This is a genomic window from Vibrio sp. CyArs1, assembly GCF_022432925.1.
Classification (GTDB): Bacteria; Pseudomonadota; Gammaproteobacteria; order Enterobacterales; family Vibrionaceae; genus Vibrio; species Vibrio mediterranei.
This window is the reverse complement of the sequence record NZ_JAKRBO010000003.1, coordinates 112,464-131,887: the sequence shown is the minus strand read 5'-3', so window position 1 is coordinate 131,887 and position 19,424 is coordinate 112,464. Positions and strand designations below refer to the sequence as shown.

The following is a 19,424-nucleotide window of genomic DNA, read 5'->3' as shown; positions in this document are numbered from 1 at the left end:
ATTGAGTTAGGTTTAGTGAGTGTAGACTATTCAGCTAGTTTCTCCAGATACAAAAAAGCCCAGCATTAGCTGGGCTTAGATCATTAAGTCAAAATGATCGCTAACCTAAGTACTTATAGAATACCGTTGAAAGCGGTGGTAAGCGTAACGACAACGATTGTGGTTGTGCTTCACTTTCCATTTGCTCAGTCAATGCAGTTTGCACCGCACCAAACCCACTACCAGCATAGATAGAGTCATCGGTATTTAACATCAGCTCATACTTACCTGCTAACGGCACACCTAAGCGGAAAGCTTCATGGGGTACAGGGGTAAAGTTACTGATCACTAACATACGTTCGCCTTCTTCACTGATACGTTCATGAGCGAGAATACTCGCTTCTGCCGCATCTTGAAGACGCCACTCAAAGCCTTTAGGTTCTGAGTCGAGTTCGAACAGTGATTTCTCATTACGATACAGTTTGTTTAAGTCACGCGTTAGAGCTTGCACGCCCTGATGACGGTCAAAATCTAACAAGAACCACTGTAACTGGTCATCGTGGTTCCACTCACCGGTTTGCCCAAACTCAGCACCCATGAAGTTAAGCTTCTTGCCAGGTTGCGCATACATATAGCCTAAATACGCTCGTAAGTTGGCAGTTTGCTGCCACTCATCACCCGGCATTTTATTGTGAATAGAGTGCTTACCGTATACCACTTCATCGTGTGATAGTGAAAGAACATAGTTCTCACTATGGGCATAAACAAGCGGGAACGTGATGGTATCGTGATGGTATTTGCGGTTAATAGGATCTTCTTGAATATAAGAAAGGCTGTCGTGCATCCACCCCATATTCCATTTAAACCCAAAACCTAAACCACCCATAAAGGTCGGAGCCGATACGCCAGGGAATGCGGTCGATTCTTCAGCAATGGTCATCGCATTCGGGAAATGCTTGTAGACTTCTTCGTTCATCCACTTAAGGGTTGCGATAGCATCGTAATTTTCGCGACCGCCATCGACGTTTGGAATCCACTGATCGTGACTACGCGAATAGTCTAGATACAACATCGACGCAACGGCATCAACGCGAATACCATCAATATGGAACTGCTCAAACCAATAAAGCGCATTGGACACTAAAAAGCGACGAACATGTTCACGACCTAAATCGTAAATATAAGAATTCCAATCTTGGTGCCAGCCGCGACGCGGATCAGGATCGTGGAATAGAGGCGTACCATCGAAATTCGCCAAACCATGATCATCTGATGGGAAGTGTGCAGGTACCCAATCCAGTACAACACCTAAGCCTGCTTGGTGGCACTGATCTACGAAATACTTAAAGTCATCTGGGGAACCAAAGCGGCTCGTCGGTGCGAACAACCCGACTGGTTGATAGCCCCAAGAACCGTAGAATGGGTGTTCAGACACTGGCATTAACTCAACATGGGTATAACCCATATCGGTCAAATAAGGGATAAGTTCGGTGGCCAATTCACGATAAGTCAGGAAATCACCATTGTCATTGCGCTTCCACGAACCTGCATGCAACTCATAAAACGACAGCGCCTCTTTACGCTTTTCGGTGACAGGTCGAGATTGCCACTTTTCATCTTGCCAATCGTAGCGATTATGATTGTAAGTCACTGATGAAAAAGAAGGGTATTGCTCGGAGTAGAAGCCCCAAGGATCCGCTTTATGCGGTAAGCCTTCACCATTTGGTCCTTTCAATTCAAATTTGTATTGTGCTCCTTCTGGCAGATTTGGAATAAAAATACCCCAAATTCCATAATCCAATCGCTGCATTGGATTACGACGCCCATCCCAAGCATTGAAGCTACCGACTAAACTAACCGCTGTAGCATGAGGGGCATAAACCAAAAAGCGTGTCCCCTCAATGTTCTCACCGTCTCGCTCAAGCGAGATAAATTGTGAGCCCATATGGTGATACATCTCTTTTGGTGTATGTAACTCATCGTATTCAGCGTACAAAGCGTGATATTGGTATGGGTCATCCAGCATTTGCTCAGTACCATTCCAATCTACCGCTAACTGATAGTGAGTAAATCGCAGGTCCAAATCAGATTTGAGAACAAAACCTGACGCCTCTTCTCTCACCATCGGTAGTCTTTCACCTGATGCTAGTTCAACGGCTACCCCATCGGCACCTGGCATCCATACTCTTAAGGCAATACCTTCTTCCTGTAGATAAGGTCCTAAGAATGAAAATGGATCAGCAAACGATGCACTCGAGAGTCGATCGTACGCCTGTTTTAGTTTTTTAAGCCCTTTATTATTCAACGTTCATCTCCCTCGACCTTAAATAGCCCCATGATTATTTTTTCGAAACCAATAGTTGGTTTCACTGACGTTTGAGGCACTATAAAAAAGCCCGCAAAGCGCGGGCTACCAGCAAGGTTTCATTGTACTTGATTGCACCTATACGGGAAGTGATTTAACCCTAATTTTCGGGTGCAATACGGTATTTTTACGCACTTCTTTACAATATAAATCCCAATAGTGACAAGCGATAAAAAGAAAAGCACGACTCCCAGAGATGACAGAACAAATCTCTGAAGAAGCCGTGCTTGATTAGCGATTTTGAGGCGGATTATTTGCTTGCGTTAGCGCGCACTTCTGTTAGACGTTTCGCGATACGATTCACCCCTTCTTGAGTAAAGATTTCCTCAAGGTTCATCGACAGTTTGCGACGCCAGTTCGGGTACTCATTCACCGTACCAGGAATGTTAACTGGCTTGTCCATTTCTAACCAATCTTCGAGCTGGACACTCAATAGCGTTGATGCGCCCGCAGCAACATGCAGCTGAAGTGCTTCACTTAAATAAGCGTCCATCGGCACTAGGCTAGCATCACGACCAACACCTTCTGGTAGATAACCGTGCCATGCTACGCTATCAAGAATGCCTTGTTTACATTCCAGGCGGTCATCAAACAAGCCTTCAAGTTGCTCTTTATCAGGGTAAAGACCAATCTCGCTACCCATTTTTAGGTCGTCACAATGCCAGAAACCACGTAATGTCGGCATGTCGTGCGTACATAGTGCTGACATTGACTGATCGGCGTAGTGCGCTGGTGAGATGAAACCACCATCTTCTGCTGTTTCGAAGAAGAACACCTTGTACGAGTGGACGCCTGCTTCACGAAGGATTTCAACGATTTCATCTGGCACCGTACCCAAGTCTTCACCAATCACACTACATTGATGACGATGTGATTCAAGCGCTAAGATGGCTAGCATGTCTTCCACTGGATAGTAGATATAAGCACCTTTAGTGGCATTTTCACCTTTTGGAATCCACCATAGACGCAACAGGCCTAGTACGTGGTCAATACGCAGTGAACCGCAATGTTTCATATTAGCGCGCAGTAACTTGATGTAGGCATCATAGGACGTCGCTTGCAGTACTTGTGGGTTCAGTGGAGGTAGACCCCAGTTTTGACCTAAGGGACCTAGAATATCAGGTGGAGCACCAATGCTTGCATCCATCACAAGGTTGCCATTGTCTGCCCAAGTTTCAGAGCCAGAATCTGCAACGCCAACCGCCAAGTCACGATATAGACCTACAGCCATGCCTTTTTCTTCGGCAAGTGCTTGTGCTTCGTTGATTTGAACATCAGCGATCCACTGTAAGTACATGTAAAGCTGAACTTTATCGCGGTTATCAGCGATAAATTTCTGAGTAGCGCTATTTTCAAAACGGCGATATTTCTCAGGGAAAACAGGCCACCCCCAAACACTTGAATCTTCTGCGTGCAATTCGGCATGAATTGCGTCAAATGCCGCCTGATGCAGAAGGCTTTCGCCACCCTCTTCCACAAAATCTAAGAACAATCTTGCGCGCTCAGACTGCTTATCCAAATGACGAGATTTAAACTCTTCAAAAAGAAGAGGTAACACGCTCATTTTCAGATCCGCGACTTCAGTGTAATTAACCCAGTGGGAATCACGCGCCTTCTGAAGGCGAGCTTGGAAGTCAGAGCTGCCGACCATTTGCTGAGCATCAGCGCTCAAAGCGAATTCAGCGACAGAGCTCACATCGATATAGAGTATGTTCAACCAACGACGAGAAGAAGGACTGTAAGGGCTTGCTCCTTCTGGGTTGGCTGGGAATAGTGAATGAATTGGGTTTAAACCAACAAAGTCACCACCACGCGCAGCAATGTCTGCCACCAACTGTTTTAGATCACCGAAGTCACCAATACCCCAGTTGTGCTGAGTGCGTAGCGTATAAAGCTGGACACTCGGACCCCATAGTTTCTTGCCATGGTCAATGGCACTCTGTTTGAAACAGGCACGTGGCGTACGAATCAGTGTCATTTCATAAGGGGCTTTGCGACGCTTACGCTCTAGGTAAAGCTTATGGTAACCCCATGGTAGGTCACTAGGTAACGAAAATACTAAAGGGCCACCCTCAGCACGCTCATCACGAACGATTTGAGATTGAAGATAGCCTTCAAGTACTTCTCCCTGCTCGGTCTCTAAACGCCAGCTGAAATCGCTTTCGCGAGCGCTAACACCTAAATGAAGTTCGACTTCAACCGCATCCTCGTCTTTAACAACAAGAACTGGTTCAATCACTTCTTTTTTATGCTTTTTCTCAGCAGATTTAAGCAAAGTTTCATCATTTGTGGTGTCATAGCCTAAAGACGCTAGCAGACGAAGAATTGTTTCGTCTTCTACTTTCGCTGGACTGCCCCACGCACTTACGTAGCTGTCGGCTATTTTTGCCATTTCAGCAACTTGTTTTAATGCTGTTTGTTCTGTCATCGCTCTCTCCGAAGGACTTCTTTAACCTTCAAAACGGTAGGGTTAGTGTAATTTTTGATTCGAGCTTATTATGCCGCTCGACAGTCTATTTACGTCATTCCTGCTCATCGCGCATTTACGCAGGCAGAAATCTACTCAAAGTATTCATTATCGCTGTTAGAAGATCCCTGCCCGCGCAGGGATGACGCTAAAACAGAGATGAAGTAATTAAAGCGACCAAGGCACTCTCTGAGCACCTTGGTCATCGTGATTAACGAGAAACTGCTTCTAGTTTCCAAATGTTATTCACGTAGTCTCTGATGCTTCGGTCAGAGCTGAACTTACCAACTAGAGCAGTGTTCAGAATCGCTTTCTTAGCCCAGCCCGCTTGGTCACGGTATTGCGCGTCCATCGCTTCGTGTGCTTCAACATAAGAAGCAAAATCAGCAAGACATAGGTAAGGGTCACCGCCATCTAGTAGGCTATCGTAGGTAGCACGCAGTAGACCTGGTTGACCTGGAGTAAACTCATCACCTAGAAGTAGGTCTAGAGATGCTTTTAGTAGAGGATCCGCGTTGTAGTAGTCGTAAGGGTTATAGCCCGCCGCCTTCACTTCTTTAACACCGTCAACATCTAGGCCGAAGATGTAGATATTTTCGTCGCCTACTTCTTCACGAATCTCAACGTTCGCACCATCCATCGTACCGATAGTTAGAGCACCATTTAGAGCCATCTTCATGTTACCTGTACCCGATGCCTCTTTACCTGCCATAGAGATTTGTTGAGACACATCTGCTGCTGGGATGATGATCTCAGCCATGCTTACTCGGTAATCAGGGATGAATACCACTTTCAGCTTACCGCCAATACGTGGGTCATTATTCACTTTCTCAGCAATCTTGTTGATTGCAAAGATGATTTCTTTCGCTAGGTGGTAACCTGGCGCTGCTTTCGCTGCGAAGAACACAACGCGTGGAACCATGTCGAAAGAAGGATCTTTCAGTAGGCGGTGGTAAAGCGCTAGTACGTGTAGAAGGTCAAGGTGCTGACGCTTGTACTCGTGTAAACGTTTAATTTGAACATCAAAGATAGCGTTAGTATCTAGCTCGATACCCATGTTCTCAGAAACCCAATCCGCAAGGCGCTGTTTGTTTTGCTTCTTAACAGCCATATATTCCTTCTGGAATTTAGCGTCATCAGCAAACTTAGCGATGCCTTCAAGCTGTTCCAGTTTCGCAGGCCACTCGTCGCCGATCTTGTCAGTAATCAGAGCAGATAGACCAGGGTTACAGAACTTCAACCAACGACGAGGCGTAATACCGTTAGTCACGTTATGCAGACGCGTTGGGTACATTGCATCGAACTCTGGGAATAGGTCTTTCTTAACCAATTGAGAGTGAAGTGCAGCTACACCGTTAACCGCGTATGAACCAATAACACATAGGTTCGCCATACGAACCATACGATGGAAGCCTTCTTGGATGATAGACAGTTTCGCTTGCTTCTCACCATCACCAGGCCACATTGCACGTACTTCTTGCAGGAAGCGGTGGTTGATTTCAAAGATGATTTCCATGTGACGCGGAAGTAGACGCTGGATTAGCGACTCAGGCCATGTCTCTAGAGCTTCTGGAAGTAGTGTGTGGTTTGTGTATGCGAATGTCTTAGAAGAAATCGCCCACGCGTCATCCCAACTCATGCCTTTTTCATCAAGGAGGATGCGCATTAGTTCAGGAATTGCGATCGTTGGGTGCGTATCGTTAAGCTGAATAGTTTCTTGCTTAGGTAGAGACGCTAGCGTGTAACCCGCTGCTTCATGACGACGCAGGATATCGCGCACTGACGCTGCTGAGTGGAAGTACTGCTGCATTAGACGCAGAGTCTTACCTTTTTCATGGTTGTCGTTCGGGTATAGAACCTTAGTGATGTTACCCGCGTCAATTAGCGCGTGCTGTGCTTCGAAGTAATCACCATTGTTGAAGCTTGCCAATGAGAATGGTGCAATGGCTTGGCATTCCCAAAGGCGTAATGGGTACACTGTGTCTGACTCGTAACCTACGATAGGTAGATCCCAAGGCATCGCTTTTACTGTCATGCCAGGAACCCATTTACGAACTTCTTTACCGTTCTCGTTGACAACTTCAACGTGACCGTAAAAGCCAATTTCTTGCGCAAGTTCTGGACGCGCCACTTCCCATGGATAACCTTCTACACCACGCCATGCGTCTGGTGCTTCTTGTTGACGGCCATCTTTGAATGACTGCTTAAATAGGCCGTATTCATAGTGCAGACCGTAGCCTACCGTTGGGTATTCTTGAGCAGCACATGAATCCATGAAACACGCCGCTAGACGACCAAGACCACCGTTACCAAGTGATGGGTCGCGCTCTTCTTCAAGAAGGTCGGTAAGATTATGACCTAGCTCAGCCATTGCTTCAGTGATTTGCTCATACAAGCCCATGCTGATCAGGTTGTTACCTGTCAAACGACCAATCAAGAACTCAAGAGATAGGTAGTTAACACTTTTTGCTTTTTTGATGCGCTCGTCCGCTTCAGTGGCAAGAAGGTCAAACGTAGTTAATTCCGCTAACGCTCGACCCATCGCTAGATACCATTGGCGCTCAGAAGCAGCCTCGACAGTCGTTGCATAGGTAGCAGACAGGTGCTTTTTAACACTTTCTTGGAAAGAAGCTTTATCAAATTGTTTTTGCTGAGTAGGTTTCATTAAGAAATCTCACTTTAAGTTTTTATCCATCTGTCCCATATCGTGCATGGTGACGTTTCCATAAACATCCTCCTAGTTCCGACTCCATGGAGGATGAGTGAGGAGGGCGTAGAGGGCGTACTCCCCTCCACTTAGTGATCGATCTCCCATTCCGGTTAACCATTCTGTTTTTTCTGGTGATAACGATCACGCCAAGCTCACATTTCACTCTAAGCGTTAATTAAGAAACATTTGCTATCCCTTATCGGACTAAATACAAATTCTGCTGTTCAGATCACAATTAGCCTCGAAAAAAGCCGCAAATCACAGGTTTTTTTTGTATACATGACAGGCCATTCACACTCCACACTAAGCAGTAAAAGTGACATCAATCACATTTATAAGGCGTAGTAGCTGTGAAAAAAGCTTAAAAATCAAAATATAGCCCTCGATCAATAAATGTAGAGCTCACTCTCTCATACCATCGAACGTGCAATAAAAAGCTTTGGTGACTCGCTCCCTACTCCCCGACGGAGTAGAACATAATAAATTGGTAGGAAATATCTATGTGGATTCCTTCAAAACTAACTCGACCTGGACGCTTACATAACGCGATTGTGCGTCCACGAGTATTGGACCTGCTAGCACAGGCTCCATTTTATAAGCTTGTACTTTTTCGCTCGCCCGCCGGTTACGGCAAAACAACGATGGCAGCTCAATGGCTATCAGATAAACCAAACGTTGGCTGGTACAGCATCGATGAAAGTGACAACGACCCGTTCCGCTTCGTCAACTACCTATTGCAGGCCATCAACAAAGCCACGAATAACACGTGTCCAAATGCACAAACCTTGGCAGAGCGTCGTCAATTCTCTTCACTCCACTCCCTGTTTAGTGAAGTGTTTGCAGAACTGACGAGCTATCATAACGAGTGCTATATCGTCCTTGATGACTACCATTTAATCACTGACGAAGAGATTCACGAAGCGATGCGCTTTTTCCTTAAGCACATGCCAGATAATGTTACTCTCGTGGTTACCAGTCGAGGCAACCCTCCTTTAGGCACAGCAAACCTCCGTGTGCGCGACTTAATGATTGAGATTGGCAACGAGCTACTCGCTTTTGATACCGAAGAGACCACGCGTTTCTTTAGCCAACGACTCGCTAGCGATATCGATAATGAGACCGCCGATTCATTGCGTACTTACGTTGAAGGCTGGCCATCTGCATTGCAGTTATTTGCACTACAAGCACAGCACCAAAAACGTACTCTTGCCCAATCGGTCGAGACTATTTCTCAATTCAACCATGCACACCTTTGGGACTATTTGGTTGAGGAAGTGTTTGACCTGTTAGACAAAGATACCCGTAAGTTCTTGATGCAGTGTTCAGTACTCGATCACTTCAATGATAGTCTGGTTATCGCCCTAACCAAGCGCGACGATGCGCTAAGCATGATTGAATCTCTTAACCGATTCGGCCTATTTATCTATCCGCTTGAGGGAGAAAATAACTGGTTTAGATTCCACAACCTGTTTGCCGAGTTCTTATCCCATGAGCGCAAAGCACGTATTCCTCAGCAGGAACACGAGCTTCATTTGGCAGCAGCCGAAGCTTGGCTAGAGCAAAAAGTGCCGCACCAAGCACTGCGTCATGCTCAACTGGCCAATAACAGTGAGTTGGTTGCAAAAATCTTAAGCGAGTTTGGCTGGAAAATGTTCAACCAAGGTGAGCTTGCGACTCTGGAAGGAGCCATTGCGGTCCTGACCCAAGACCAATTATATAGCCAGCCAAAGCTGTGTATGTTGCAGGCGTGGTTGGCGCAAAGTCAGCACCGCTACAACGATGTTGGCGAGCTGATTGCTAAAGCCGACAAAGAAATGGAAACGCGCAACGTTGAGCGCTCGAAGAAGCAAGAAGGTGAATTCCACGCGCTGCTAGCTCAAGTTGCCATTAACCAAAACTCACCAGAAAAAGCGCTTGAGCTTGCCGAGCAAGCATTGAGTGAACTCGACCATTCTGTTTATCGCAGCCGTATCGTGGCAACCTCGGTGGTGGGTGAAGTGAATCACGTCATCGGTCAGCTTAGCCGTGCTTTGTCGATGATGCAGCAGACTGAAAAGCTCGCGCGTCAGTACCATGTCTATCACCAAGCACTTTGGGCCCAGCTTCAGCAGAGTGAAATTCTGATTGCACAAGGCTACGTACAAGCCGCGTTCGAAATTCAGGATAGCGCACTGAAACTCATCGAAGAACAGCAGCTACATCAAGTCCCATTGCATGAGTTCTTGCTGCGTGTTCGTGCGCAAGTATTATGGTGCTGGAACCGATTGGATGAAGCTGAAGAGTGTGCTTATAAAGGACTTGATGTACTTGGCAACCATTCTCCGAGCAAGCACCTTCATAGCTACTCGATGATTGCACGCATCGCAATTGGTCGCGGGGAGCTCGATAAAGCCGCTAAGTTCATTGAGCAGATCCAACATCTGATGAAACAGTCAACTTACCATGTTGATTGGACCGCAAACGCCTCATTATCGCTGCTCCTCTACTGGCAAGCACGCGGTGACGTGGACTCCATCGAACAATGGCTAGAAACTGCGATTCGACCAGACAACGCTTGTAACCACTTCGAGCAGCTTCAGTGGCGAAACATCGCTCGTGCCCAAATCAACCTAGGCCAGTTCGAGCAAGCTCAGCAAACTCTAAACTATCTCAATGACAAGGCAGAAGCCCACCAGTTAGTGACCGATCGCAACCGCAACTTGATTGTGGAAGCGGTACTCAATGTGCAAAACCAGGATGAAGAGACCGCCAAAGCTCTGCTAAAAGAAGCGTTAGTCTTAACGAACCAAACTGGCATGATTGGTAATTTCTTAGTCGACGGTGCAACCATCGGTCATCTGCTTGAGAAACTGGTATCTAAGTCTGAATTAGGTGATTTGGAACGTCATCGCGCACAACTATTGATGAAAGACATTAATACCACGCAGCGTAGCCGTTCCGTCCACTTTAACGAAGAGTTTGTGGAAAAGTTAATCAACCACCCGAATATCCCTGAGTTAGTACGCACTAGCCCTCTAACACAAAGAGAATGGCAGGTTCTTGGTTTGATATATTCCGGGTTCAGTAACGAGCAGATTGCTCAAGAGCTGGACGTCGCAGGTACAACAATTAAAACACATATCCGTAATTTGTATCAGAAGCTCAATATCGCAAATCGTAAGGAAGCAATCAGCACCGCTGAGAATCTCTTGCAGTTGATGGGATATTAGTAAGCCAGCCAACAAACAAAGCCCGAGCGTATAGTTCATACACTCGGGCTTTTTCATGAAGTCCTTACTGATACAGTTTAATCTACACCGTATCAACACACTCAAATTAAGCCAATATTTAATTTAATGGAATGTTTTGTTTCATTTTTTATAATTTAATAGTATGTTATTTATACAACTTCCCATGCGAGATCCAATACTTGTAACGTCAGATCTCACGCCCAGAACCACAAACGTAGAGGAGAGCATGTATGGATTTACAATCAAACCATTACCAGCAAGAACATTGCTTAATTAACACTTCTACTTCTGAGGTGATTCGGGGCAGTGTCTTTGAATTAGCACAACAGCTAGGCTGTCGCGTGGAAACCATTCAGGCTTTAGTCCTTAACGCAAAATCGAATAACAAGTATTGGGGACAGAATGGGTTTTCAGGGTACGAACTGGTAGATATATGATGAATAGTAAAAAGCCAGTGAGAACCACTGGCTTTTGATTGCTCTAGTAAATCATATGGTTAAGAGCTTTCTGACTTCACATAATAGCCCACAGCGACAAGTTTATTGTCGATCACACGGTAGTATGTATGTTTGGTTTCAACTTTGTTCGACTGAGGGTTCAACCATTTATAGGTATAAACGCCGCGTCCATTTTCCTTAGCTAGAGTCAGTAATTCGGTAAGAATAGGTTTGTTATCTGGGCTTAGGATCTCATCATGTGAGCGGCCCACTAATTCAGGAGACGCACCATGAGCAAGAAACTTACCCGAATTCATATCCATCACAAATACGTATAAATCCCCCTCCACGAAACTACCGTCGGTGTCGTTAAACTCATCGATACTTTTCTGCTCAGATTCCACCATGGCTTTCATTGCCCTAGCCAGTAATCGTTTCGCCTCAGCTGCACTGGAACGCTCGGGGTAATAGCCCACAGCAACTATTACATCACCTACACGTTCAAAGAACGTAGTTTTAGGTTCCCCCATACGGTCGGTAGGATTAGCCCAGTTGTACTTCACTTCACCGTAACCATCATGTACCGCTTTCGTGATCATCTCTCGGAAAAACGGCTTACCGTAAACATCTTGAGTATCGAGCACACTGTCACCAACCAACACCATAGACGAGCCTCCACTGGCGAGAAATTCGCCATCAATACCTAAGGCAAAGACATAGAGCTCTCCATCAATGTATTCGGGGTCACTCATGAAATCTTTAACACTCTCATCCCCTTCGGTTTGTACATGTATCACCGCTTTCGCCAACAAGGTTTTGGCACGCTTTTCTGCGTCACTGGCGACATGAGGCTCAGTAATATCCAAGACATTGACGGCAGTGCTGCTTTCAGCTCTTACAACAAAACTCGTTAACGTGCCGGACAAAGCACAGCCTATCACCATCAGTTTCAATACGTTCATGGATATCTCTCCTAATAGCCGACTAATGACGGAAGCCAAAGCGTAATTTGTGGGAAGAAGGCAATAACAAACACGCCAATTACCGAAGCCAGCACAAATGGGTGGATCTTCGCGGTAATCTGTTCCACCGTGGCCCCCCCTATCCCTGAGGCGACAAAAATATTCTCCCCGAGAGGTGGCGTCGCAAACCCTATCGATAACGTACATACCACAACAATACCTACGTGAGTTGGATCAGCGCCAAGCATGTACATAATAGGCAGCAGAACAGGCACGATAATCATGATTGCCGCTAACGTTTCCATAAACATGCCGATAAATAGCAATAAAATGATAGTTAATGCCCAAACGAGATACATATTGTCGGTAAAGCCAAGCAATGACTCGGCGACCACTACTGGAATCTTTTGCTCAATCAGTAAGCGACCAAACACGGTTGCCGCGAATAAGATCAATAGGACGCGCCCAGTAATCCATGTTGTCGTCGACAGGGACTTAAGGATATTTTTGAATGACAGTTCGCGGTGAATAAATAAACCAACAAATAGCGAGTAGAAAATAGCAACCACCGCAGACTCTGTTGGAGTAAACATACCGCTATAGATACCACCGAGAATCAAAAATGGCGCTAATATCGACCAAAGTCCTCGGCGTAATGAGTGTCGAATCTCACCAAATGACCAGTTTTCAGTCAGCCCTTGATAGCCTTGTTTTTTGGCAATCATGTAATTGGTGAACACCAAGGTTGATGCCATGATCAAACCAGGAATAACGCCCGCGACAAACAGTTTAGGAATCGACAGCGAGGCAAACTGGCCGTGCTGAGCAATAGCCTCAGGCGGCGCCATCAAACCCATTGCAGAGATACCGAAGATGACCAACGGAATCGACGGTGGAATAATGATCCCAAGTCCGCCGGAGGCCGCGGTAACCGCGGAAGCATAACTTTTTTCATAATCACGCTTCACCATAGCCGGTACCATTAACATACCTACTGCTGCAGTGGTTGCGGGTCCAGAGCCAGAAATGGCACCAAAGAATAGACACGCCATAACGGTTGCCGCTCCGAGGCCGCCGGTTACAGGCCCCGCTAAGCTTTCGGCAATGTCCACCAAGCGTTTAGAGATACCAGCAGCTTCCATCAAAGCACCAGCCAGTACAAACGATGGCAATGCCATCAACGGGAAGTTACCCACTGAGGTAAACGCAATTTGCACAAGTGCAATCGGGTTTTTATCCAATATCAAATACGCGGCCATGGAGGCACCTGCGAGCGATACGGTAATTGGCGCGCCAAGGATTAACAGCGTTAAAAAGCCACCAAATAAGATTAGAGTTAAATAGGATTCCATAATTACATCTCTCTGTTACGACTATGGCAGTGACTTTTGAGCGGTCATTTTGCGAAGCTCTTTTACTTCGGGATCTTCATTTTGAGCCCCTTTGAATAAACGCTCATAATTGTTCCAAATGATTCGAACCATCATTAGGGAAAAGGCTATCGGCAAAATCATGTAGAAGTACTTCATTGGAATGCCAGTCGTTTGCGATTTCCAAAATAGATTCATTTTGTTGAAAACAAAGTCGTAACTGAGGTAAACAAAGTAACCGTTGAACAGCAGCCATAAGAAATCTGCGATGGTTTCACTGATGGTCTGAACAATGGGTGGAAAGAACTTAAAGTGGAAACTTACTCGGTTATGAGCGGACATTTTCGCGGCAACCACCGCACCTAAATAAGCGAACCAAACAAACATGTAGGTGGCGACTTCATCACCCCAAGGAATGGAATAGTCAAACAACTGACGAGATAAAATTTGCGTGAACAGCAGTAAGACAAAGCTCGCTAGTAGTAAACAACAGGTGTACTCCTCAATGTTGTTTAGGTGTTTTCTAATTATTTTAGCGACTGACATATAACCTCCAATGTTGATTTTTACATGACAACCAGTCGCTCAATATGTATGAACAGATAAACGAGTAAAGCCATGCAAAAACCCTATCTATCAGGTCACCAATAGATAGGGCGTAACTAATCGTTATTGTCTACCCAGTAGCTCAAGAACGTTGTCTAGCTTCTCTTTACCTCCGATGCTTGAGTAGAATTTTGGCCAAACAGACGTTGTGACTTTCTCGATCCACTCTTTTTCGCCGTTCGCTGGATCGGTAAACACCATGCCTTTGTCTTCAAGGTCTTTACGAATCTTGCTTTCAGTTTGCTCTAGGTAAGCAAAGCTGTGCTCTGTCGCCTCTTGGCCTGCTTCCAGAATGGTTTTTTGCATCTCTGGAGTCTGTTGCTGGAATACAGTTTCACTGACAATCAACGGCTCAAGAGAGAAGATGTAGCGAATATTAGTGACATACTTTTGTACCTCATTAAATTTCATCGCATACACTGTGATGTATGGGTTATCTTGACCATCTACCACGCCCTGTTGCAGACCTGTAAAGGTCTCAGACCACGCCATTGGTGTTGGGTTTACGCCCCATGCTTGATAAGACGCGATCATGATTTCGTTACGAGGAACACGAATAACCAACCCTTTTAAATCTTCCGGTGAAGCCACTGGTTTCTTCGAGTTGGTCAAGACTCTAAAGCCTGAGTACGCCCAACCTACAATGCGAACGCCTGCATCACGAATGGTGTTTTCAACCAGTTCCTGACCAACCTGACCTTGTGTCAATAGCACAGCTTCTTCAGGACTTTGAATTACATATGGCATGGTTAGTAGGCCAACCGTTGGTGAGAAGGGCGTTACGTTGTTTATAGCTAGAACAGAGAAGTCCAATAGACCGATAGCCGCATCATTGACGGTGTCTTGTTCATTACCCAATTGTCCATTTGGGAATAGGTCAATCTTAACTTTGCCATCCGTCTTTTTCTCCATTAGCTCGGAGAACGTAGTAGCTAGTTCCCATTGCGTTCCACCAGCGGCATCGCCAATAGCCATTTTGAAATTTGCAGCCGCAGCCGTATATGAGAACACTGCCGTCGCCGCAATTGTCATGCCCGCAATGATTTTGTTTTTAATAAGTTTCATAGTCTTAACCTTTAATATCGTACAGACATCCGCTCTGTACTTTGCTCACAAGGTGACCTGGTACAACTTTCCTGGTCGTCATTATTTCCCTATTTTGGAAACATGTTTTGAGTGTCACAGCACCTCATCCTTTAGCGAATACCACTGGTAAAGGAATCGCTGTCCTACTCGTCGAAATGGTGCAAACATCTCTGACTCCACCACTTCCCTCACGTTTGGAAACGGAAGTTTTGATTCAAATATGGGTAAATCCAGTTTGTGTCCTTCTCCGCCAATCCATTGAGCCAGACGTTTACCGGCTTGTGCGGAATACATCACACCATTACCGCCGTAACCTAAGGCGTAGAATATGGATTGCGATGGATTGGGCTGATAGATCCTTGGCATCATATCGTGGCTTACATCCACCCATCCCCACCATGAGTAATCGATTTTGATCTGATCTAGGGCTGGGAATTTACGCGTGAGATCGGCGCGCAACATATCTTCATATTTCTTCTCTGGCGCATTTTTACCTGTAATGGCACTGCGAGTTCCTATCTGAACTCGATTATCTGGTAGCAAGCGATAGTAATGACGAAGAACACGCGTATCTGTAATCACCTGATTGGTTTTGAAATTACACGCGGCAATCTCCTGTTGCGTCAAAGGGCGTGTAACCATTGAATTGGACAGCACTGGCAACAAACGGTTTTTTAGCTCAGAGTGCAGACCTTGACTGGTGTAGCCACCAGTGCAAACCCCCACTGAACGAGCCTTTACCACACCACCTGGTGTTTTAAGGTAGTGCACGCCTCCGCGAGTTTCCCATCCCATAACAGGGCTTGACGGATGAACTTTCACACCCAATGCTCGTGCTTTTCTCAAGTAGCCAAACGCTAGTTTACCTGCGTGAATGCCGATGCCTTCTGGCTCGTGCATTGCACCTGCGGCTTCTTGATCCCCGACGTAATCGCGTTTTACTGTCTCAGCATCCAAAATTTGCGCATCGTAATTGAAGGTGTCACGCAGCAGTTTTGCTTCTTTCTCCAAACCTGGCATCATTTTGGGTCGGTGCGCCACATAGAGGTGACCACCAGGCTGTGGGTCGCAGTCGATATCTTTGATTAACTCTTTGAATGTGTTCATACCATCAACGCATTCGCGGTGCATTTTCAGAGCCGTTTCTAGACCCCAGCGTTCAATCCACTGAGAGCGCTTTAGCCTCCCTGAAGCACATTGAGCCTGACCGCCATTTCGAGTACTGCAGCCCCAACTTAAGCGATTCGCCTCAATAACGGTTGCTTTAATACCGTACATTTCGGCAAGGTGTATAGCCGTACTCAGCCCAGTAAATCCAGAACCAATAATGGCAACATCAACGTCCATATCGGACATTATTGGCCCATCATCTTCTGGTGGTGCACCTGCCGTATCAACCCAGTATGTTGGCGCATACTCTTTACCGTGACCTGGCGTTTTGTCTTTTAGAGGATCATATTTCGGGTCGTATTTGTCTTTGGCTTGGGTACTTTTCGCTTTAGCTTCTACAGCATCTACTGCTGGTTGTTCCATTACTAAACTCATAATTCGACTCTCCTAGTCATAACACGTGAACGAACAGTGGTTGCCGCGTTTACTTATTGGGAGTGATTACTGGTCGAGTTTTTCTAAAGGCGTTCTTAACACTGATCTTCCCTTCACGTAGCGTGAAAACGTCCACCATACGAGCTTCGATAACAGTGCCATCTGGGTTAGTTGCGGAGAATGTAGATTCTGTTACTGCCCGATCGCCGCAAACAAAGTGCACAGGGTCGCTCCAAGCTGCGTCTGGAAAGTTTTGCCATACCAACTCAAAACTGTTGCGAACCGCTTCGTACCCTTCAATGGTGTTTCCTAGCAAGCCATCACCTGCAACAGTGTGGAACACACAATCATCGGTCATAAATGACATTAAGGCTTCGATATCGTGGTTATTCCACGCATCACTAAAGGACTGTAAAAATGTCGTATCGACTTGGTTTTCCTGCACTAATGTCGCGGCATTGGTTTGCATATTCATATTCCAGGGTCCTTTTATGTTTTCGTTATTGATTTAATACAAAGCAGTTTTAGACTGCCGTTTTATTAGAGTATTTAAACTAGAAATACAGCAAGTTAACAAATTTATAACACAACTCCAACTCTAACTTTGAGTTATGGTATGTACAAACTTTAAGCTCACAGATTTAGTTTTTTTTATAATTTAATTATTGACCTCGTTAGATTTAAAAGCATTTATCACTCACTGATAATTCAAACGCTTGTTTGCTTTCTCTGCTAATTCTTTCTAGTCGAAATCAAAATCTTGATGATACTTACGTCCATATTGTTCCAGTTTTCTATCATGAACAATTACTTCAAGGTCGTTACTTATTTCACCCTTATTAGTCTTACCGTTATTATCTAAATTATGTTTGGAATCTATATTCGCCATTTTTTCTTCAACTGTTATTGAAGTTTTTTTTAATGCACTCATAGATATTAGCTCCTTTAATAAGTTATTTTTTACCGATGGCGATATGTAAATAGATATCAAATCCGTTACATATTGCTGATCATCATAAAGAGAAAGAAGGCTGCCATTTCTTTCCTTTTCAAATGGATGAATTGAGTACCATTCATCGTTTTTCGTCGTTCTAAAATCGCAGTCGGTCGCTTTAAATATTTTCGTATTTTCAATGTCATGGGGAGATTTTACAAAATTCACCTTGTGACAGTCCCGGACCTTAAGGATATTTACACAGTCCGCTGTTGAGCTATTACAAACCGACCACATTACGTTAAACAGACTGTCAGTCCATTCAAGTAAACGCGTTGGAAACCCTTGCTGATTGGATAAACACATTAATAGCCATTCATTGATGTCACGAGAGTCCAACATCGGCACACCGTAAACTTTCATAGTTGAAAGAAGCTCTTGTTCTACTCGCCTTAGATTATTACTATTTACTTTACCCAAGCTTGGAATTAGTCCGCCTTTTGAACATTCTTCCGCTCGATATATCAAAGGGTCATTATTATTGCATTCAGAAAATAAATTCACTATTTCATATAGTTCTTCTATTGTATTTATATAATGCTTATCATTCATAATGAACACTCTTACTACCGAAATATGAATTAGCTAATTAAATCATTCTCTGGGTGTAAATTACCGCCAACATATACCCAGCAATGAACATTGCATTTAGTAAAAGCAATATGATTGGTTTCCACCCTAATGAGAAAAGCTTCTCAAATGATGTCTTTACGCCTAAGGCTGCAATTGAAATAACCAAGCACCACTTAGATATTTCTGACATGCCTTCCGAGACAGAATCAGGGACAAGATTAAAGCTATTGACAACAATCAGAGCAATAAACACCAATAGGAAAAAAGGGATTATTGGCGCATTAATATGGTTTTCCTTTCCGTCACTTTGTTTTTGCGCTCGAAATGACAATGCGATTAGCAGTATCACTGGCATTAGCATGGCTACTCGGAACATTTTCGCCAACGTTGATGCATCACCGATCTCTGTCGACAACATAAAACCTGCCCCAACAACCTGAGCGACATCATGAATTGAACCACCTAAGAACATGCCTGCTTCACTGGATGACAACTGCAATGAGGTCACCACTAATGGGTAAAGCACCATAGCAATCGTTGAAAACGCAGCCACACCAATGGCAGTCATTAACGTGTACTGCTCATTCTCTTTGTTTTGCGGTATCGTAGATGAAATGGCCATCGCCGCAGAAATACCACAGATTCCCGTTGCGCCACCTGCAAGTAATCCAAATGTGCCAGAAACATTCAACAGCTTGGCAAAAAGTAGGCTGAACATGATTGTCAACACCACCGCTCCAGCAAGAATACCAACGCCATCTAATCCGATAGTACTGACATCGCTGTATGCAATGCGTACCCCTAATAAAGCAACACCTATGCGCACCAATTTTTTAGCTGCAAACTCGATACCTGCACCACATTTTTCATGGTCAGAAAGAAAATGCAGAGAAATACCAAGCAACAATGCATAAAGAAATTTGGGACCACCATAATGGTCGGAGACGAACGTCGCGGCCGCAGCTATTACTATGCTGAGTAATAAGCCAGGTGCGATACCCGTCGCTTCTCCATACAGCGTTCTCGGCATTTTCATGGTTTTCGAAATCATCGCGCTCACCTTTCCGTGTGTTCGTATTGTCCGGCCAAACATTGGCCGG

At 45.0% G+C, this 19,424-nt stretch carries 13 protein-coding genes; 2 read left to right on the top strand and 11 right to left on the bottom strand.

Annotation, left to right across the window (positions count from 1 at the left end):
• Positions 1–100: 100 nt before the first annotated feature.
• The 3 genes from glgB to MMA19_RS11180 all read right to left on the bottom strand — a co-directional run bounded on the left by glgB (position 101) and on the right by MMA19_RS11180 (position 7,476).
• Positions 101–2,284, bottom strand: a complete 2,184-nt coding sequence (gene glgB, locus MMA19_RS11190) for a 1,4-alpha-glucan branching protein GlgB (RefSeq protein WP_240206234.1) — start codon at positions 2,282–2,284, stop codon at positions 101–103.
• 310 nt (positions 2,285–2,594) lie between these two features.
• Positions 2,595–4,772, bottom strand: a complete 2,178-nt coding sequence (gene malQ, locus MMA19_RS11185; RefSeq protein WP_006069833.1) for a 4-alpha-glucanotransferase — start codon at positions 4,770–4,772, stop codon at positions 2,595–2,597.
• Positions 4,773–5,022: 250 nt separating this feature from the next.
• Positions 5,023–7,476, bottom strand: coding sequence for a glycogen/starch/alpha-glucan phosphorylase (locus MMA19_RS11180; protein ID WP_006069832.1), 2,454 nt, complete (start codon positions 7,474–7,476; stop codon positions 5,023–5,025).
• Between the two features lie 545 nt (positions 7,477–8,021).
• On the opposite strand from MMA19_RS11180, the gene malT reads away from it, so the two are divergent.
• Together malT and MMA19_RS11170 are read left to right on the top strand one after the other, a co-directional pair.
• Positions 8,022–10,730: an HTH-type transcriptional regulator MalT gene (gene malT / locus MMA19_RS11175; RefSeq protein WP_038227535.1), complete on the top strand. Its 2,709-nt coding sequence runs from the start codon at positions 8,022–8,024 to the stop codon at positions 10,728–10,730.
• Positions 10,731–10,981: 251 nt separating this feature from the next.
• Positions 10,982–11,188, top strand: coding sequence for a hypothetical protein (locus tag MMA19_RS11170; RefSeq protein WP_006069830.1), 207 nt, complete (start codon positions 10,982–10,984; stop codon positions 11,186–11,188).
• A gap of 59 nt (positions 11,189–11,247) precedes the next feature.
• Here MMA19_RS11170 and MMA19_RS11165 read toward each other — a convergent pair whose 3' ends face one another.
• From MMA19_RS11165 to MMA19_RS11130, 8 genes are all read right to left on the bottom strand, one after another.
• Positions 11,248–12,150, bottom strand: a complete 903-nt coding sequence (locus MMA19_RS11165; RefSeq protein ID WP_240206233.1) for a cache domain-containing protein — start codon at positions 12,148–12,150, stop codon at positions 11,248–11,250.
• Positions 12,151–12,161: 11 nt separating this feature from the next.
• Positions 12,162–13,502 carry a TRAP transporter large permease gene (locus MMA19_RS11160; protein ID WP_006069828.1) on the bottom strand — a complete coding sequence of 447 codons (1,341 nt, stop codon included), beginning with the start codon at positions 13,500–13,502 and terminating at the stop codon, positions 12,162–12,164.
• 21 nt (positions 13,503–13,523) lie between these two features.
• The gene (locus MMA19_RS11155) at positions 13,524–14,066 is read right to left on the bottom strand and encodes a TRAP transporter small permease (protein WP_006069827.1); all 543 of its coding nucleotides are present in this window, start codon (positions 14,064–14,066) and stop codon (positions 13,524–13,526) included.
• Between the two features lie 123 nt (positions 14,067–14,189).
• Complete coding sequence (locus MMA19_RS11150) at positions 14,190–15,191, bottom strand: TRAP transporter substrate-binding protein (protein ID WP_006069826.1); 1,002 nt, start codon at positions 15,189–15,191, stop codon at positions 14,190–14,192.
• A gap of 114 nt (positions 15,192–15,305) precedes the next feature.
• The gene (locus tag MMA19_RS11145; protein WP_006069825.1) at positions 15,306–16,757 is read right to left on the bottom strand and encodes an FAD-binding oxidoreductase; all 1,452 of its coding nucleotides are present in this window, start codon (positions 16,755–16,757) and stop codon (positions 15,306–15,308) included.
• Positions 16,758–16,806: 49 nt separating this feature from the next.
• Positions 16,807–17,232 carry a nuclear transport factor 2 family protein gene (locus MMA19_RS11140; protein WP_006069824.1) on the bottom strand — a complete coding sequence of 142 codons (426 nt, stop codon included), beginning with the start codon at positions 17,230–17,232 and terminating at the stop codon, positions 16,807–16,809.
• A gap of 267 nt (positions 17,233–17,499) precedes the next feature.
• Positions 17,500–18,312, bottom strand: coding sequence for an FRG domain-containing protein (locus MMA19_RS11135; RefSeq protein ID WP_240206232.1), 813 nt, complete (start codon positions 18,310–18,312; stop codon positions 17,500–17,502).
• Between the two features lie 28 nt (positions 18,313–18,340).
• On the bottom strand, positions 18,341–19,375 hold the full coding sequence (locus MMA19_RS11130) for a putative sulfate exporter family transporter (RefSeq protein ID WP_063602948.1): 1,035 nt from the start codon (positions 19,373–19,375) through the stop codon (positions 18,341–18,343).
• Between the last annotated feature and the right edge of the window lie 49 nt (positions 19,376–19,424).

Excerpts from the sequence above, each read along its gene's own strand:
- malQ (WP_006069833.1), bottom strand. The coding sequence starts at position 4,772 with ATGACAGAACAAACAGCATTAAAACAAGTTGCTGAAATGGCAAAAATA.
- MMA19_RS11180 (WP_006069832.1), bottom strand. The coding sequence starts at position 7,476 with ATGAAACCTACTCAGCAAAAACAATTTGATAAAGCTTCTTTCCAAGAA.
- malT (WP_038227535.1), top strand. The coding sequence starts at position 8,022 with ATGTGGATTCCTTCAAAACTAACTCGACCTGGACGCTTACATAACGCG.
- MMA19_RS11170 (WP_006069830.1), top strand. The coding sequence starts at position 10,982 with ATGGATTTACAATCAAACCATTACCAGCAAGAACATTGCTTAATTAAC.
- MMA19_RS11165 (WP_240206233.1), bottom strand. The coding sequence starts at position 12,150 with ATGAACGTATTGAAACTGATGGTGATAGGCTGTGCTTTGTCCGGCACG.
- MMA19_RS11160 (WP_006069828.1), bottom strand. The coding sequence starts at position 13,502 with ATGGAATCCTATTTAACTCTAATCTTATTTGGTGGCTTTTTAACGCTG.
- MMA19_RS11155 (WP_006069827.1), bottom strand. The coding sequence starts at position 14,066 with ATGTCAGTCGCTAAAATAATTAGAAAACACCTAAACAACATTGAGGAG.
- MMA19_RS11150 (WP_006069826.1), bottom strand. The coding sequence starts at position 15,191 with ATGAAACTTATTAAAAACAAAATCATTGCGGGCATGACAATTGCGGCG.
- MMA19_RS11145 (WP_006069825.1), bottom strand. The coding sequence starts at position 16,757 with ATGAGTTTAGTAATGGAACAACCAGCAGTAGATGCTGTAGAAGCTAAA.
- MMA19_RS11140 (WP_006069824.1), bottom strand. The coding sequence starts at position 17,232 with ATGAATATGCAAACCAATGCCGCGACATTAGTGCAGGAAAACCAAGTC.
- MMA19_RS11130 (WP_063602948.1), bottom strand. The coding sequence starts at position 19,375 with ATGATTTCGAAAACCATGAAAATGCCGAGAACGCTGTATGGAGAAGCG.